This is a genomic window from Enterobacter sp. MGH 4 (assembly GCF_000534735.1).
Classification (GTDB): domain Bacteria; phylum Pseudomonadota; class Gammaproteobacteria; order Enterobacterales; family Enterobacteriaceae; genus Enterobacter; species Enterobacter intestinihominis.
The window spans coordinates 286825-302685 of record NZ_KI973296.1; the positions used below are offsets into that span (position 1 = coordinate 286825).

15 protein-coding genes are annotated in these 15861 nt (G+C 53.6%); 2 read left to right on the forward strand and 13 right to left on the reverse strand.

Going from position 1 to position 15861, the window contains the following annotated elements; genetic code table 11:
- Positions 1-4 precede the first annotated feature (4 nt).
- From atpG to asnC, 11 genes are all read right to left on the reverse strand, one after another.
- Positions 5-868 carry a F0F1 ATP synthase subunit gamma gene (gene atpG, locus L350_RS03090; protein WP_003862364.1) on the reverse strand — a complete coding sequence of 288 codons (864 nt, stop codon included), beginning with the start codon at positions 866-868 and terminating at the stop codon, positions 5-7.
- A 51-nt stretch (positions 869-919) separates the two neighbouring features.
- Positions 920-2461: a F0F1 ATP synthase subunit alpha gene (atpA, locus tag L350_RS03085; RefSeq protein WP_006808751.1), complete on the reverse strand. Its 1542-nt coding sequence runs from the start codon at positions 2459-2461 to the stop codon at positions 920-922.
- A gap of 12 nt (positions 2462-2473) precedes the next feature.
- Entirely contained in the window at positions 2474-3007 is a 534-nt protein-coding gene (gene atpH, locus L350_RS03080) for a F0F1 ATP synthase subunit delta (RefSeq protein WP_003862369.1), read from the reverse strand.
- Positions 3008-3021: 14 nt separating this feature from the next.
- Positions 3022-3492, reverse strand: a complete 471-nt coding sequence (gene atpF, locus L350_RS03075; protein WP_003862370.1) for a F0F1 ATP synthase subunit B — start codon at positions 3490-3492, stop codon at positions 3022-3024.
- A 48-nt stretch (positions 3493-3540) separates the two neighbouring features.
- On the reverse strand, positions 3541-3780 hold the full coding sequence (gene atpE, locus L350_RS03070; RefSeq protein WP_000429386.1) for a F0F1 ATP synthase subunit C: 240 nt from the start codon (positions 3778-3780) through the stop codon (positions 3541-3543).
- Between the two features lie 49 nt (positions 3781-3829).
- Entirely contained in the window at positions 3830-4645 is an 816-nt protein-coding gene (gene atpB, locus L350_RS03065) for a F0F1 ATP synthase subunit A (protein WP_022649873.1), read from the reverse strand.
- Between the two features lie 8 nt (positions 4646-4653).
- On the reverse strand, positions 4654-5034 hold the full coding sequence (atpI, locus tag L350_RS03060; protein ID WP_008500194.1) for a F0F1 ATP synthase subunit I: 381 nt from the start codon (positions 5032-5034) through the stop codon (positions 4654-4656).
- 616 nt (positions 5035-5650) lie between these two features.
- Complete coding sequence (gene rsmG / locus L350_RS03055; protein ID WP_022649872.1) at positions 5651-6274, reverse strand: 16S rRNA (guanine(527)-N(7))-methyltransferase RsmG; 624 nt, start codon at positions 6272-6274, stop codon at positions 5651-5653.
- A 107-nt stretch (positions 6275-6381) separates the two neighbouring features.
- Entirely contained in the window at positions 6382-8271 is a 1890-nt protein-coding gene (gene mnmG / locus L350_RS03050; RefSeq protein WP_022649871.1) for a tRNA uridine-5-carboxymethylaminomethyl(34) synthesis enzyme MnmG, read from the reverse strand.
- Positions 8272-8645: 374 nt separating this feature from the next.
- Positions 8646-9095: an FMN-binding protein MioC gene (gene mioC / locus L350_RS03045; protein WP_032626719.1), complete on the reverse strand. Its 450-nt coding sequence runs from the start codon at positions 9093-9095 to the stop codon at positions 8646-8648.
- A gap of 90 nt (positions 9096-9185) precedes the next feature.
- Positions 9186-9644, reverse strand: a complete 459-nt coding sequence (gene asnC, locus L350_RS03040) for a transcriptional regulator AsnC (RefSeq protein ID WP_003862383.1) — start codon at positions 9642-9644, stop codon at positions 9186-9188.
- 151 nt (positions 9645-9795) lie between these two features.
- Between asnC and asnA the strand changes: the two genes are divergently transcribed.
- Positions 9796-10788 carry an aspartate--ammonia ligase gene (gene asnA / locus L350_RS03035; protein WP_003862385.1) on the forward strand — a complete coding sequence of 331 codons (993 nt, stop codon included), beginning with the start codon at positions 9796-9798 and terminating at the stop codon, positions 10786-10788.
- Here asnA and viaA read toward each other — a convergent pair whose 3' ends face one another.
- Positions 10789-12240, reverse strand: coding sequence for an ATPase RavA stimulator ViaA (viaA, locus tag L350_RS03030; protein WP_022649870.1), 1452 nt, complete (start codon positions 12238-12240; stop codon positions 10789-10791).
- Positions 12234-13730: an ATPase RavA gene (ravA, locus tag L350_RS03025; RefSeq protein ID WP_022649869.1), complete on the reverse strand. Its 1497-nt coding sequence runs from the start codon at positions 13728-13730 to the stop codon at positions 12234-12236. Before ravA ends, viaA begins: the two co-directional genes overlap by 7 nt.
- A gap of 222 nt (positions 13731-13952) precedes the next feature.
- Here ravA and kup point away from each other — a divergent pair, with 222 nt between their 5' ends.
- Entirely contained in the window at positions 13953-15821 is a 1869-nt protein-coding gene (kup, locus tag L350_RS03020) for a low affinity potassium transporter Kup (RefSeq protein WP_032626723.1), read from the forward strand.
- Positions 15822-15861 lie beyond the last annotated feature (40 nt).

Genomic DNA, 15861 nt, shown 5'->3' on the forward strand with positions numbered 1-15861 from the left:
CTGGTTAAACCGCGGCGGCCCCCGAGACGATCTCGGTGAGTTCCTGAGTAATGCTGGCCTGACGAGCTTTGTTGTAAACCAACTGCAGCTCTTTAATCAGGCTGCCGCCATTATCGGTCGCGGCTTTCATCGCCACCATTCGTGCGGCCTGCTCGCTGGCCAGGTTTTCTACAACGCCCTGATAAACCTGAGATTCAACGTAACGACGCAGCAGGGTATCCAGCAGCGGTTTCGGATCGGGTTCATACAGGTAATCCCAGGCTTTCTGTTTCAGCTCGTCATCTTCTGATGCCGGTAACGGCAGCATCTGAGTGAGCGTAGGCACCTGAGACATGGTGTTAATAAATTTGTTGCTGACAACGTACAGTCTGTCCAGACGGCCTTCATCGTAGGCCTGCAACATCACTTTAACCGGGCCGATCAGTTCGGACAGGGACGGGTTATCACCCATACCGGTCACCTGAGCGACAATGTTGCCACCAACGGAGTTAAAGAAAGAGACGCCTTTAGAGCCAATCAGTGCCAGATCGCACTGAACGCCTTTATCGGACCAGCCTTTCATATCCGCCAGCAGTTTTTTGAACAGGTTAATGTTCAAGCCGCCACACAGACCACGGTCAGTCGACACCACCAGGTAGCCCACGCGCTTAACGTCGCGTTCTTCCAGGTAAGGGTGCTTATATTCCAGATTACCGTTTGCAAGGTGACCAATCACTTTGCGCATGGTCTCTGCATAAGGACGGCTGGCCGCCATGCGATCCTGCGATTTACGCATTTTGGAAGCGGCGACCATCTCCATCGCTTTAGTGATCTTTTGCGTGTTCTGGACGCTTGCGATCTTACTACGTATCTCTTTTGCGCCGGCCATGAGCTTCTCCTCAATGCCAGACGGCTTGTCCTGAGACAAGCCGCCGGACGATTACCAGGATTGGGTTGCTTTGAAGGAATCGAGGATAGCTTTCAGCTTGCCTTCGATTTCGTCGTTATAGCCACCGGTCTGGTTGATCTCTTGCATCAGCGGAGCGTGATCACGGTCGACGTAAGCCAGCAGAGCGGCTTCGAAGCTACCGATTTTCGCCAGTTCCACATCTTCGAGGTAACCGCGTTCAGCCGCGAACAGTACCAGGCCCTGCTGAGCAACAGACATTGGCGCGTACTGTTTCTGCTTCAGCAGCTCGGTCACTTTCTGACCGTGGCTCAGCTGTTTACGGGTTGCTTCGTCCAGATCGGATGCGAACTGAGAGAACGCAGCCAGTTCACGATACTGTGCCAGCGCGGTACGGATACCACCGGACAGTTTCTTGATGATCTTGGTCTGAGCAGCACCACCCACACGGGATACGGAGATACCCGGGTTAACCGCCGGACGAATACCGGAGTTAAACAGGTTGGTTTCCAGGAAGATCTGACCATCGGTAATGGAGATTACGTTGGTCGGAACGAACGCAGAAACGTCACCCGCCTGGGTTTCAATGATCGGCAGAGCGGTCAGAGAACCTGTTTTACCCTTCACTTCACCTTTGGTGAAGTTCTCGACGTATTCCGCATTAACGCGGGAAGCACGCTCCAGCAGACGAGAGTGGAGGTAGAATACGTCGCCCGGGAATGCTTCACGTCCTGGTGGACGACGGAGCAGCAGGGAAACCTGACGATAAGCAACAGCCTGTTTAGACAGGTCATCGTATACGATCAGCGCATCTTCACCGCGGTCACGGAAGTATTCACCCATTGCGCAACCAGCGTATGGTGCCAGGTATTGCAGTGCAGCAGATTCAGACGCGGTAGCTACCACAACGATGGTGTTAGACAGTGCGCCGTGCTCTTCCAGTTTACGAACCACGTTGGAAATGGTGGACGCTTTCTGGCCGATAGCCACGTACACACATTTGATGCCGGAATCACGCTGGTTGATGATGGCGTCGATTGCCATCGCGGTTTTACCGGTCTGACGGTCACCGATGATCAGTTCACGCTGACCACGACCGATTGGGATCATGGCATCAACGGACTTATAACCCGTCTGCACTGGCTGATCAACGGACTGACGGTCGATAACGCCTGGTGCGATAACTTCGATTGGAGAGAAGCCATCGTGCTCAACCGGACCTTTACCGTCGATTGGCGCACCCAGGGTGTTAACAACGCGACCCAGCAGGCCACGGCCAACCGGCACTTCCAGAATACGGCCAGTACACTTAACCTTCATGCCTTCGGCAAGGTCAGCGTATGGACCCATCACAACGGCACCTACGGAGTCGCGCTCCAGGTTCAGTGCGATAGCGTAACGGTTACCCGGCAGGGAAATCATCTCACCCTGCATACAATCGGCCAGGCCGTGGATGCGGATAACACCGTCACTTACAGAAACAATAGTACCTTCGTTGTGAGCTTCACTCACAACACTGAACTGAGCAATGCGCTGCTTGATCAGTTCGCTGATTTCGGTGGAATTCAGTTGCATGCTCCAGTCCCCTTAAGACTGCAAGACGTCTGCAAGGCGCTCAAGACGGCCGCGTACGCTGCCATCAATGACCATATCACCCGAACGGATGATTACGCCTGCCATTACAGACTTATCGATTTTGCAATTCAGCTTAACTTTGCGTGACAGACGTTTTTCCATCGCGGCGGTGATTTTCGCAAGCTGTTCATCACTCAGTTCAGTCGCGGAAGTTACTTCAACTTCAGCGGTAGCTTCACTAAGGGCACGTAAGTGCTCAAACTGCTCGAGAACATCCGGGAGCACACGGAGACGACCATTTTCCGCCATCACCTTAATCAGGTTCTGGCCGTTGGCATCCAGTTGCTCTCCGCACACGGCGATAAACGACGCGGCGAGGGTTTCAGGCGCTAACGCACCAGAAAGCAACTCGGCCATTTGTTCGTTTTTCGTCACCTCAGCGGCAAACGCCAGCATATTCTGCCAGCGATCGACATTTTGGTGTTCGACAGCAAAGTCAAAAGCTGCTTTGGCGTAGGGGCGAGCTACCGTAACAAATTCAGACATCAGCCCCTCCCTCCTTACAGTTCAGCGACAAGTTTGTCCACGATGTCGCTGTTAGCAGCTTCATCCACGGAACGTTCGATGATCTTCTCGGCGCCAGCAACAGCCAGAATCGCAACCTGCTTACGCAGTTCTTCACGAGCACGTTTACGCTCAGCTTCAATTTCAGCCTGAGCCTGTGTCACGATCTTAGTACGTTCCTGTTCTGCTTCAGCTTTGGCTTCGTCCAGGATCTGAGAACGGCGTTTGTTAGCCTGTTCAATGATTACCTGAGCTTCAGCTTTCGCTTTTTTCAGCTGGTCTGTCGCGTTGGCCTGTGCAAGGTCCAAATCTTTCTTAGCGCGTTCTGCGGAAGCCAGACCGTCAGCAATTTCTTTCTGACGTTTTTCGATGGCAGCCATTAAAGGCGGCCATACATACTTCATGCAGAACCAGACAAAGAGAATAAACGCGATGGCCTGGCCGAGGATTGTTGCGTTCATGTTCACAGCACAATACCTCTTAAATTTCTGTGGCTTGGGGTTTTAAAACAACTACTACGCGACAGCAAACATCACGTACAGACCCAGACCTACAGCGATCATTGGGATTGCATCCACCAGACCCATAACGATAAAGAACTGAGTACGCAGCAGAGGAATCAGATCAGGTTGACGCGCTGCGCCTTCCAGGAATTTGCCCCCGAGGATGCCGATACCGATCGCAGCACCGATAGCCGCCAGACCCATCATCACAGCGGCAGCCATGTACAGCAGATCCATATTCAGGTTTTCCATGACAGTCTCCAGTTTGTTTCAATTAAAACGTAGTAGTGTTGGTAAAAAATCAGTGCTCTTCAGACGCCATCGACAGATAGACGATCGTCAGAACCATGAAGATAAAGGCTTGCAGCGTAATGATCAGGATGTGGAAAATGGCCCATGGCACATTCAGAATCCACTGTGACCACCACGGCAGAAGACCCGCGATCAGAATGAAAATCAGCTCACCCGCATACATGTTGCCGAACAGTCGCAGACCCAGTGAAACAGGTTTGGACAGCAGGCTAACGCCTTCCAGGATCAGGTTGACCGGAATAAACGCCCAGTGGTTGAACGGCTGCAAGGTAAGCTCTTTCACAAAGCCGCTTACGCCTTTCATTTTGATGCTGTAGAAAAGAATCAGGATAAATACGCCCAGCGCCATCGACAGGGTGATGTTCACGTCGGCAGACGGAACCACGCGCAGGGCAGGCAGACCGAAGACATGCTCGCCGATCCACGGCAGGAAATCGATAGGCAGAAGGTCCATCAGGTTCATCAGGAAGACCCAAACGAACACGGTCAGGGCCAGCGGAGCAATCAGCTTGCTCTTACCATGGTACATGTCTTTGACGCTGCCATGGACGAAGCCGATGATCATCTCGATGAACGTCTGGAATTTCCCTGGAACACCGCTGGTCGCTCGTTTAGCAACACCGCGGAACATGGCCAGGAACAGAAGACCCAAAACCACCGAGAAGAACATGGAGTCGATGTTGATCGTCCAGAAGGTGGCCGGGGGGTTATGTGGATCCACCAGCGAGAATGTACGCAGGTCCAGCTGAAGGTTATTCAGATGGTGACCTATGTAATCCTGCGGCGTCATATTTTCTGAAGCCATGATGCCTTTTACCCTTTGTTATTGATTACAGCTGGAGCCAGAACTTGTACCACCAGCACCAAAACCCACGTTGCTATCAGCGGCATGAATACCACTTTCAAAACCGCCAGCGCCATCACCAGTAGAGCAAAGGTCAGCAACACCTTACACACTTCGCCGAGAGCGAAGGACCAGGCCACGCGGCCTTTGGCGGGTGTATGCGCCTGATGACGCCAGGCAAAAATCATAAACAACACGTTTGGCAGAACCACCGCCAAACCCCCGCACACGGCGGAGATGCCCCAGAAGGGGTCTTTGAGGCTAAACAGCAGTCCACTTGCTATCACAGCCAGAAACTGAATGAACAGAAGCTTACGAGCAACGTTTCTACTCAAGAGCGACACAGACATCACGTTTTTACTCCTGCTCCCTTCGAGGTATGCCGCGTGTCGTATAAAACGTCCTTTAAGGCTCAGAGTCAAGCATCAAAAAGCGGTCAAATTATACGGTGCGTACCCGTGATTTCAAACATTAAGTAGCGAAAAGGTGAATAAATGTTTAAATATTTTTCCCCAGTCCTATTTTTCAACTTTTGAACTCAGTGCCAACCTTCAGGCAAAACTGCAAACAGCGCGGAAACGTTGGTGATAAAGCGTGCACGAGATCACAAAATACACATTTGCGATAAAGTGGTATTTATCAAAGACGTAAAACGATTTATTTCATCCGATTGAAATTAAAGCAAAAAAATCGCAACTATTTTTAAAACAGAGCCGTATACAACAAAAACCTTTTATTGACATTCTTAATAAATATTTAACATTTCATTCTTGTTGCCTTTACCCACTTTTAGCAGGCTGATATTTTCATGGTTGACTATCTTCAGGGTGAACGAATCACTTCAGGTTAACCATAAGAAAATCCATGGTGACAACAAGGTTAAATTAACTACGGCCAAATCAGACTGGATGTGCTGCTTTTTAACACCATCAGAACAGCACAAATTCCACATTTTTTATTAATTTTTTAAAATGTGTTTGGCTTAATTATCACCAGATGACGCTCACCTTCGAGCTGAGGGATCTGGAGTTTTTCAATGGATTCCACTGCAAAACCGTCCGGAAGCTGCTCTATTTCGTCCCCCGGAAGTTGCCCTTTCAGCGCATAAAAACGGCCCTTATCCGCCGGCAGGTGTTTGCACCAGCTCACCATGTCATTGAGTGAGGCAAACGCGCGGCTGATAACGCCGTCAAACGGTGGCTCTGCCGGGAACTCCTCTACCCTGCTCTGCACGGGCGTGATGTTTTCCAGCTTCAGCTCATGCTGAACCTGTCGTAAAAAGCGTACGCGCTTGCCCAGACTGTCCAGCAGCGTGAAATGACTCTCCGGTCGAACAATAGACAACGGAACGCCCGGCAAGCCCGGACCGGTGCCCACGTCGATAAAACGTTCACCGGTAAGATACGGCGCCACAACGATGCTATCGAGAATATGGCGAATCAGCATCTCGTTGGGATCGCGTACGGAGGTGAGGTTGTACGCTTTATTCCATTTGTTCAGCATATCGACATAGGCCACCAGCTGATTTTTCTGGTGATCGGTGAGCGAAATACCTGCCTGTTCCAGCAGACGAGAGAGTTTATTGAGCACGGTGGATACCTGTTGAGAGTTTTTTTGCCCGGTGGCGCTGCCGCTTACCGGGCCTACGAATAAGTAGGGCGGGTCAGCGAAGCGCCACCCGCCAAAAGCAATGTCAATTACGCGCTGCGGCGCAGCATACCCTGCTTTTTCAGCCACACCAGCAGAATCGAAATCGCGGCAGGTGTGACGCCGGAGATACGTGAGGCCTGGCCAATCGACACAGGTTTGTGATCGTTCAGCTTAGCGATCACTTCGTTGGAAAGCCCCGTCACCTGACGATAGTCCAGCATTTCCGGCAGCAGCGTATTTTCGTTGCGCTGCTGTTTTTCGATCTCATCCTGCTGACGCGCGATGTAACCTTCGTATTTCACCTGAATCTCGACCTGTTCAGCCGCTTCAGCGTCTTCAAGGCCCGGTGCGAACGCGGTCAGTTTGACCAGATTCTCGTAGGTGACTTCAGGACGGCGCAGCAGATCTTCACCACTGGCTTCGCGCGAAAGCGGCGCAGTTAAGTGAGCGTTCACTTCAGCAGCAGTTTCCGCCTGCGGATTCACCCAGGTGGTTTTCAGGCGCTGACGTTCCTGTTCGATACGCTCCAGCTTCTCGTTGAAGCGCGCCCAGCGTTCGTCATCCACCAGACCCAATTCGCGGCCCACCTCGGTCAGACGCAGATCGGCATTGTCTTCGCGCAGCATCAGGCGATATTCCGCACGAGAAGTAAACATGCGGTACGGTTCTTTGGTCCCCAGCGTGCAGAGATCGTCGACCAGAACACCCAGGTAAGCCTGAGAACGCGCCGGTGCCCAGCCCTCTTTCTCGGCAGAGAAGCGAGCGGCATTCAGACCAGCCAGCAGCCCTTGTGCGGCAGCTTCTTCGTACCCGGTGGTGCCGTTAATCTGGCCTGCGAAGAACAGACCCTGGATGAATTTGCTTTCCAGTGTAGGCTTCAGGTCACGCGGATCGAAGAAATCGTACTCAATAGCGTAGCCAGGACGAACGATCTTCGCGTTTTCCATCCCCTGCATTGAACGCACAATCTGCATCTGCACGTCGAACGGCAGGCTGGTGGAGATGCCGTTCGGGTAAATTTCGTTCGAGGTCAGCCCTTCAGGTTCGAGGAAGATCTGATGCTGGTTACGATCGGCAAAGCGCATCACTTTATCTTCGATCGACGGGCAATAACGTGGGCCGATCCCTTCGATCACGCCGGCGTACATTGGGCTGCGATCGAGGTTGCTGCGGATCACGTCATGGGTTTTTTCATTGGTGTGCGTGATGTAGCACGGCACCTGCTGCGGATGTTGCGCCGCATTGCCCATGAACGAGAACACCGGCATCGGGTTATCACCGTGCTGCTGTGCCAGAACGCTGAAATCAATGGTACGCGCATCAATACGCGGCGGCGTGCCGGTTTTCAGGCGGCTTACGCGCAGCGGCAGCTCACGAAGACGACGAGACAGCGGAATCGACGGCGGATCGCCCGCACGGCCACCGCTGTAGTTGTCCAGACCAATATGGATTTTACCGTCCAGGAATGTCCCGACCGTCAGCACCACCGCTTTTGCGCGGAACTTGAGACCCATCTGGGTCACGGCGCCAACAACACGATCGTTTTCCACGATAAGATCTTCTACAGCCTGCTGGAAGATCATCAGGTTCGGTTGGTTTTCAAGCGCGGTGCGCACAGCCTGACGGTAAAGCACGCGGTCTGCCTGTGCACGGGTGGCGCGAACAGCCGGACCTTTACTCGCGTTTAGTATCCTAAACTGAATGCCCGCATGATCGATCGCTTTCGCCATCAGGCCGCCAAGTGCATCCACTTCTTTTACCAGGTGTCCTTTCCCAATGCCGCCAATCGCCGGATTACAGGACATTTGTCCCAGCGTGTCGATATTGTGTGTCAAAAGCAGGGTCTGCTGACCCATTCGCGCTGCGGCCATTGCGGCCTCAGTGCCTGCGTGACCCCCGCCAATGATGATGACGTCAAAAGGATCCTGATAAAACATGGTGGTCTGCCTCGCGTAAAGCGGTATGAAAATGGATTGAAGCCCGGGCCGTGGATTCTACTCAACTTTAGTCTTTCGAGAAAGCATTGGGATCCTGGGCTATTAAAAAGAAGATCTTTTTATTTAGAGATCTGTTCTATTGTGATCTCTTATTAGGATCGCAGACCTTTGTGGATAAGTCCGATCCCATAAATAAGATCATGCAGTTAGGAAGGATCGTTTGCTGTGAATGATCGGTGATCCTGGACCGTATAAGCTGGGATCAGATCGCCACTTTATACACAGGTCAAAAACTAAACTAACGTTGTTCTTTGGATAACTACGGGTTAATACGAGCTTTTAACCAGAGTTATCCACATCTGATCGCACGATCTTTAATCGTTTTTGAGTAAATTTTTCCATTCCGCGAGCCAGATCTCGGCTGGATCTTCGGGAATATCATGATCGAGGATGTTGATCTTCAGCGTTTCACCCAGCTGTTTTGCTCCGCAGGCGGTCACCGCAGCTTCTACTTTCTCTATGGCGCCACAGAAAGTGTCATATTCACGGCTGCCGATCCCCACAGCGCCAAACCGGACGTTTGCCAGATCGGGCTGTTGTTCCAGCAGTTCGTCATATAAAGGTTGCAGGTTATCTGGCAGATCGCCCGCGCCGTGCGTGGAGGTGATCAGCAGCCAGACCCCGTCAGTCGGGAGATCTTCCAGCAGCGGTCCGTGCAGCGTTTGTGTAGAAAAGCCCGCGTCTTCCAGCTTCTCAGCCAGATGTTCCGCTACATATTCCGCACCGCCCAGGGTGCTGCCGCTGATAAGAGTAATGTCCGCCATTGATCGCTCGCTCAGATAAAGAGGCGGCCATTGTACGCTGTGAACGAGCTGGGATCTACCTGTGGAAAATGTGGGAATGAAATTGCCCGATCACGGGCGGATAGTACGCATAATCGGGTTTTGCAGGGAGATCAGGGTTTCGGTGGACTGAATTTCATCGATTGTTTGGATCTTGTTGATAAGTACCTGCTGGAGGGCGTCGATGGATCGGCACATGACCTTTATAAAGATGCTGTAGTGCCCGGTGGTGTAGTACGCCTCAGTGACTTCATCCAGCGCGTTCAGCTTCTCCAGCGCGGAGGGGTAATCTTTGGCGCTTTTCAGAATAATGCCAATGAAGCAGCAGACGTCGTAGCCGAGTTGCTTCGGGCTGACATCAATGCGTGCGCCGGTGATGATCCCGGCCTGCTTCATTTTCTCTACGCGAACGTGAATGGTCCCCGGGCTGACGCCAAATTGTTTCGCCAGTTCGGCATACGCGGTGCGTGCGTTGGCCATGAGCGCTTCCAGAATGCCGCGGTCCAGATTGTCGATCTGATAATTTTCCATAGGTTTTTCTTATGAAGATTAATGATTCCTTCTATTCTAGCGCCTTATTTTAACGAATCAAAAGTGAAGGTGGCTTTTTGTTGATGGGTTATTGAATTAAGCGCCTGTTCTGTTGCTTAATCAGTATTAACAGGACGCAGGAGTATAAATAATGAAAACCGCTTACATCGCAAAACAACGCCAGATCAGTTTCGTTAAATCCCATTTTTCTCGGCAGCTGGAAGAGAAGCTTGGCCTTATTGAAGTGCAGGCGCCGATTCTGAGCCGCGTGGGTGACGGGACGCAGGATAACTTGTCTGGTTGCGAAAAAGCGGTACAGGTAAAAGTGAAAACACTGCCAGACGCCCAGTTCGAAGTGGTTCATTCCCTGGCGAAGTGGAAGCGTCAAACCCTGGGACAACACGACTTCAGCGCGGGCGAAGGGCTTTACACGCATATGAAAGCCCTTCGCCCCGATGAAGACCGCCTCTCCCCCATTCACTCTGTCTACGTTGACCAGTGGGACTGGGAGCGCGTAATGGGTGACGGCGAGCGTCACGTCGGTACGCTGAAATCTACCGTTGAGGCGATCTACGCCGGGATCAAAGCGACCGAAGCGGCCGTGAGCAAAGAGTTTGGTCTGGCACCGTTCCTGCCGGAAACGATCCACTTTGTTCACAGTCAGGAGTTGCTGAGCCGTTTCCCGGATCTGGATGCCAAAGGCCGTGAACGCGCGATCGCCAAAGAGCTGGGCGCGGTATTCCTGATCGGCATTGGCGGGAAATTGTCTGATGGTAAACGTCACGACGTCCGTGCGCCGGATTACGATGACTGGAGCACCGTGGGCGAGAGCGAATATGCCGGTCTGAACGGCGATATCCTGGTCTGGAACCCGGTTCTGGAAGATGCGTTTGAACTCTCTTCGATGGGGATCCGCGTGGATGCTGAAGCACTGAAGCGTCAGCTGGCCGTGACCGGTGATGAAGATCGTCTGCAACTGGAGTGGCACCAGGCGCTGCTGCGCGGTGAAATGCCGCAGACCATCGGCGGTGGTATTGGCCAGTCTCGTCTGACCATGCTGCTGTTGCAACTGTCCCATATCGGTCAGGTACAGTGTGGGGTCTGGCCGCAGCAGGTACGTGAGAGCGTCGGTTCTCTTCTTTAATTAACGTCGCCAGCGTCTGAGCAGGCGGCTACGCAACCCGGTATCAAAGCGCCAGATGTGATCGAAGATGCGCATGATGCCGGGTTTTCCATGTGCAGACATCGCCACGGCATGGAAGCGGTGCTGATGCACGCGCTGCATCTCCTTCACTTTATTCACGACGTCGTCCGGCAGTCGCTGGGCAATAAAATCGGAAATCACCACCGCATCCGCGTCGTACCAGTCTCCGCCCTGCATGCGCTCAATGATGCTGCGAAAACAGCTGGCCAGATCGGTGCCGCCGCGAAAGCGCTGGCTTAAAAAACGGATCGCCTGCTCCAGCCCCTGTGGGCTGGTCAGTTCATACCCCACCACTTCGCTGGAAAATAACATGATGTAGCAGCGACGACGATCGGCGAGCGCCACGCGCATCAGAGCCAGGCAGAACGCTTTTGCACACTGCTCGTTAAATCCCCCCATCGATCCGGACGTATCTACGCAAACAATGAATGGACCGCGCGGTTGCTCATCAAAGTCCTGATGCACCACCGGGCGCTGGCTGATTTTTTCGCGCCAGGCTTCGCCATGCAACCGATAGGTAAGAAGCTGTTTTTCCACCAGCCGACGATAAAACTCATACTCCAGTTCGGTCATTCCCAGCGTGCTGAGTTCCGTAGGCAACAGGCGCAGGATATCATCGCTTTGCTGTAAGCCGTCCACCTGCTCCGGTACGGTGGAGGGCTCGCGTACCAGCGTACGAAAGGTTTCCATCGGCGCATCTTTCTTTGGAATTGACCTGGCCTCCCGGGAACGACCAAGCTGTTCTGCAAGCTTCATCAGCTCCGGCTGTTGTGCCAGAAAGTCGCCGTACTTCACGATCAACTGATAATCGCCACGTTTTAACTGACCGGCACTCATATCCCAGAGTCGACCGGCGGCGTTTTCATTCTCCACCAGCACCTGTTCTAGCTGGCCGCTTAACGTCATCCGCTCCTGAACTTCGCTTAACAGCTGTTCGCGCTCTTCGTCCAGCAACTGCTGGTTGAGAGAGGTGGCCTGAACGACAAGACTGAGCCGCCAGCGCTGTAAAAACAGCGTATGCAGGGCGGGAGTAAAGCTGGGGTTGTCCGTGACCAGCGCTCTGGCCTGGCTGGCAAACGGGGAGTGAACGTTATCTAGCAGCGTCAGGGTTTGCTGTAGCTGGGCAATAAACTGCGGCGTTGAAAGCCGCTGGCACTGCTGGTAACCAGCCACTTCCTCTGTCAGTTCCGGCGGGACTTCCGTCTCCTTAAACCGCTGGCGCAGGTTATCGCGCCAGCGGGGAAGATCGTCCGTCATTGCTTTTCTGAGCTTCGGAAATTTTTCAAAGAAGGCCGCCAGCTGCGGTGAAGCGAGCAGGGTAATGACGACCTCTTCGATCAACCCTTCCTCGCTAACCGCCAGCATGACGTTAAGCGTGTCCAGCGTTAGCATTGACGCGCCTGTTTAATCTGCGCGCTGACATCCTGCAAGCTGGCTTCAATGCGACCTAACCAGTCGCTATGGATAAAGAGGCATTTCTGCTGCTCGCTGAAGCGTGTGTGCTGCTGATGCCATTCGTTATCCAGCGCTTCGAGCTGCTGTTTGATCTCCTCCGGAAGACTGTCAGAGGCCGTGCCCGGCAGCGCCAGGCGCGATCCCTGAAGGCTGACGTCGCGGATCACAAGGTGCTGGCTGCTGTCGACTTCCATCGACAGCGGCTGTGCAAAGCCGATACCGTTGAGTTTACCGCGGATCTCGCCGCCCTTATCCAGCCACTGAACCAGCGCAACGCGTTCGATCGTCACGTGCACCACCTGCATATCATGAAGCTTTAGCGGCTGCTGAAGAAGAAGCGTGAGCGAGGCGTCAGTCAGCTCGGCTGGCAGTTCATAGTGCGGTTTACGGGCAAACATCCCGCCAAGACGGTTCACCTTCAGCGCGGTTTTGTCACTTTGCTGCTGCTGAAGCTGAAGACGACGTTGGGCAATCGCCCCCAGTTGATTAAGCATGGATTGCTGACCCCACGCGTGCCCGGTCATCAAAACGTCCAGCTGCTGCTGCATCAGATTCATCCCTTCTGCGTCGTGCCACAGACAGTCTTTCAGCAGGATCAGATCGATGGGGGCGACAGCATCGCGGCCGCTGAACAGGGCGCTTGCCTGAAGCAGACGAATGGCTTTTTTCCAGCGACGGTCGGAGACGTACGGCGCGGAGGGCAATAAATCAAGCTGCTGGCGCAGCATGAAGATCAGCTCAAAGACGGCATCGGGCAGCTTAATTTTGCCTATCTCTTCCTGCCACTGGTCATACTCTTCGTCCGTGACCTGTAATGATGGTGCCACCGGATTTTCGTTTTCGTCCTGCTGGCTTACCAGCATTGAGCGGAAGTTCGATTTGTCCTGGACTTTATCCAGCCACAGGCGGATCAGCATGCGGTCATACAGCGCTTCCAGGCTGCTGTCGGCTTCGGGAAGTTCGTTAGACGCGGCCACCAGCAACCGCATGGGGATCTTCTCTTCGCTCGCGCCGTTGCGGAAGCGGCGTTCGTTGATTGCCGTCAGCAGGGTATTCAGAATGGCCGGGCCGGCTTTCCAGATCTCATCAAGAAAGACGATTTCAGCTTCCGGGAGATAGCCCGCCGTCAGACGTTCATAGCGTCCCTCATCTTTTAACGCCTGAATGGAGAGCGGGCCGAAAACTTCTTCCGGCGTGGAGAAGCGCGTCATCAAATACTCGAATGCGCGAGCGTTCTGGAAAGCGAATTTGAGGCGGCGTGCGATCAGACTTTTGGCAATGCCCGGCGGACCCAGCAGAAACACGCTTTCCCCGCTCAGCGCCGCCAGTAAACAGAGGCGAATGGCGTGGCTACGCTCGTATAGGCCTTTCTCCAGCGCACTGCTGAGGCGGGAAATTCTTTCTGCTAATAAATGTGAGTGAGCCATAATAGTTTTGCATCCTTTCGCCGTCGTGGCGGCTAATTGAAGCGAGTATAGACGTTTCGGTCTGGCCTGGTAATAGGCTGAAGTGCGGCGCTATTTTCTTTGCGCTACATTAATGCGGCTGCATTTAGGGGTACGATTTTGCATTGAATCGTGCATACTGTGCGCTTTTTGTGGGCCAAGGGACTAAGCACACATTTGTTATTCAAACGAAAAGACTAGTCTATGAGCACTGATAATAAGCAATCATTACCCGCAGTAACGCTTGCAGCGATCGGGGTTGTCTACGGTGATATCGGCACCAGCCCGCTTTATACGCTTCGTGAATGTTTGTCCGGTCAGTTTGGTTTTGGTGTAGAGCGTGACGCCGTATTTGGTTTCCTCTCGCTCATCTTCTGGCTGCTGATCCTGGTGGTCTCCCTTAAGTATCTCTCTTTCGTTATGCGGGCTGATAACGCGGGCGAGGGCGGTATTCTGACCCTGATGTCACTTGCTGGGCGCAATACGTCTGCAAGAATGACCTCCGTGCTGGTCATCATTGGCCTGATTGGCGGCAGCTTCTTCTATGGGGAAGTCGTGATTACGCCAGCGATTTCGGTGATGTCGGCCATAGAGGGGCTGGAGATTGTCGCGCCTCAGCTTGATACGTGGGTGGTGCCACTCGCTATTATCGTGCTGACGTTGCTGTTTGCTATACAAAAACACGGTACCGGGCTGGTGGGTAAGCTGTTCGCGCCTATTATGCTGGCCTGGTTCCTGATCCTGGCGGCGCTGGGCTTACGCAGTATTATTGCCAACCCGGATGTCCTGCACGCGCTGAACCCAATGTGGGCGGTGCATTTCTTCCTGGAATATAAAGTGGTGTCGTTTGTGGCGCTGGGCGCGGTAGTGCTTTCCATTACCGGTGTTGAAGCGCTGTATGCAGATATGGGCCACTTCGGGAAACTCCCAATTCGCGTCGCCTGGTTTAGCGTTGTTCTGCCTTCACTGGTGCTGAATTACTTCGGCCAGGGCGCGCTGTTGCTTGCCCATCCTGAAGCGATTAAAAACCCGTTCTTCCTGCTGGCGCCGGACTGGGCGCTGGTTCCGATGCTGATCCTGGCGACGCTGGCGACGGTCATTGCCTCTCAGGCTGTTATTTCCGGTGTATTCTCCCTGACGCGTCAGGCCGTGCGTCTGGGGTATCTCTCGCCGATGCGCATTATCCATACCTCTGAAATGGAGTCAGGCCAGATCTACATTCCGTTCGTCAACTGGCTGCTCTATTTCGCGGTGGTGATTGTTATCGTCAGCTTCGAGCACTCCAGTAATCTGGCGGCGGCGTACGGTATCGCGGTAACCGGAACGATGGTGTTGACCTCTATTCTCTCCACCACCGTGGCGTACCGTAACTGGCACTGGAATAAGTTCCTCGTGGGGCTGATCCTGGTTGGCTTCCTCTGCATCGACGTACCGCTGTTCTCTGCGAACCTCGACAAGATTGTCTCCGGTGGCTGGCTGCCGCTGACGCTGGGTCTGGTGATGTTCATCGTGATGACGACGTGGAAGAGCGAACGTTTCCGCCTGCTGCGTCGTATGCATGAGCACGGTAATTCTCTGGAGGCGATGATCGCCTCGCTGGAGAAATCCCCGCCGGTGCGTGTGTCGGGTACGGCGGTGTATATGTCTCGTGCGCTGAACGTGATCCCGTTTGCGCTGATGCATAACCTTAAGCACAACAAAGTGCTGCACGAGCGCGTGATCCTGCTGACGCTGCGTACCGAAGATGCGCCGTATGTTCACAACGTGCGACGCGTACAGATTGAGCAGCTGTCGCCAACCTTCTGGCGCGTGGTGGCAAGCTACGGCTGGCGCGAAACGCCGAACGTGGAAGAGGTATTCCACCGCTGCGGTCTGGAAGGGCTGAGTTGCCGCATGATGGAGACATCGTTCTTTATGTCCCACGAGTCGCTGATCATCGGCAAGCGCCCATGGTATCTGCGCCTGCGCGGCAAGCTGTATCTCATCCTGCAACGTAACGCCCTGCGTGCGCCTGACCAGTTTGAGATCCCGCCTAACCGCGTGATTGAGCTGGGGACGCAGGTCGAGATTTAATTCTCAGTGCGGCCTGATGCCCTCACCCTGCCCCTCTCCC

Coding starts and splice junctions, on each gene's coding strand:
- atpG (WP_003862364.1), bottom strand. CDS start 868: ATGGCCGGCGCAAAAGAGATACGTAGTAAGATCGCAAGCGTCCAGAAC.
- atpA (WP_006808751.1), bottom strand. CDS start 2,461: ATGCAACTGAATTCCACCGAAATCAGCGAACTGATCAAGCAGCGCATT.
- atpH (WP_003862369.1), bottom strand. CDS start 3,007: ATGTCTGAATTTGTTACGGTAGCTCGCCCCTACGCCAAAGCAGCTTTT.
- atpE (WP_000429386.1), bottom strand. CDS start 3,780: ATGGAAAACCTGAATATGGATCTGCTGTACATGGCTGCCGCTGTGATG.
- atpB (WP_022649873.1), bottom strand. CDS start 4,645: ATGGCTTCAGAAAATATGACGCCGCAGGATTACATAGGTCACCATCTG.
- atpI (WP_008500194.1), bottom strand. CDS start 5,034: ATGTCTGTGTCGCTCTTGAGTAGAAACGTTGCTCGTAAGCTTCTGTTC.
- mnmG (WP_022649871.1), bottom strand. CDS start 8,271: ATGTTTTATCAGGATCCTTTTGACGTCATCATCATTGGCGGGGGTCAC.
- mioC (WP_032626719.1), bottom strand. CDS start 9,095: ATGGCGGACATTACTCTTATCAGCGGCAGCACCCTGGGCGGTGCGGAA.
- asnC (WP_003862383.1), bottom strand. CDS start 9,644: ATGGAAAATTATCAGATCGACAATCTGGACCGCGGCATTCTGGAAGCG.
- asnA (WP_003862385.1), top strand. CDS start 9,796: ATGAAAACCGCTTACATCGCAAAACAACGCCAGATCAGTTTCGTTAAA.
- viaA (WP_022649870.1), bottom strand. CDS start 12,240: ATGCTAACGCTGGACACGCTTAACGTCATGCTGGCGGTTAGCGAGGAA.
- ravA (WP_022649869.1), bottom strand. CDS start 13,730: ATGGCTCACTCACATTTATTAGCAGAAAGAATTTCCCGCCTCAGCAGT.
- kup (WP_032626723.1), top strand. CDS start 13,953: ATGAGCACTGATAATAAGCAATCATTACCCGCAGTAACGCTTGCAGCG.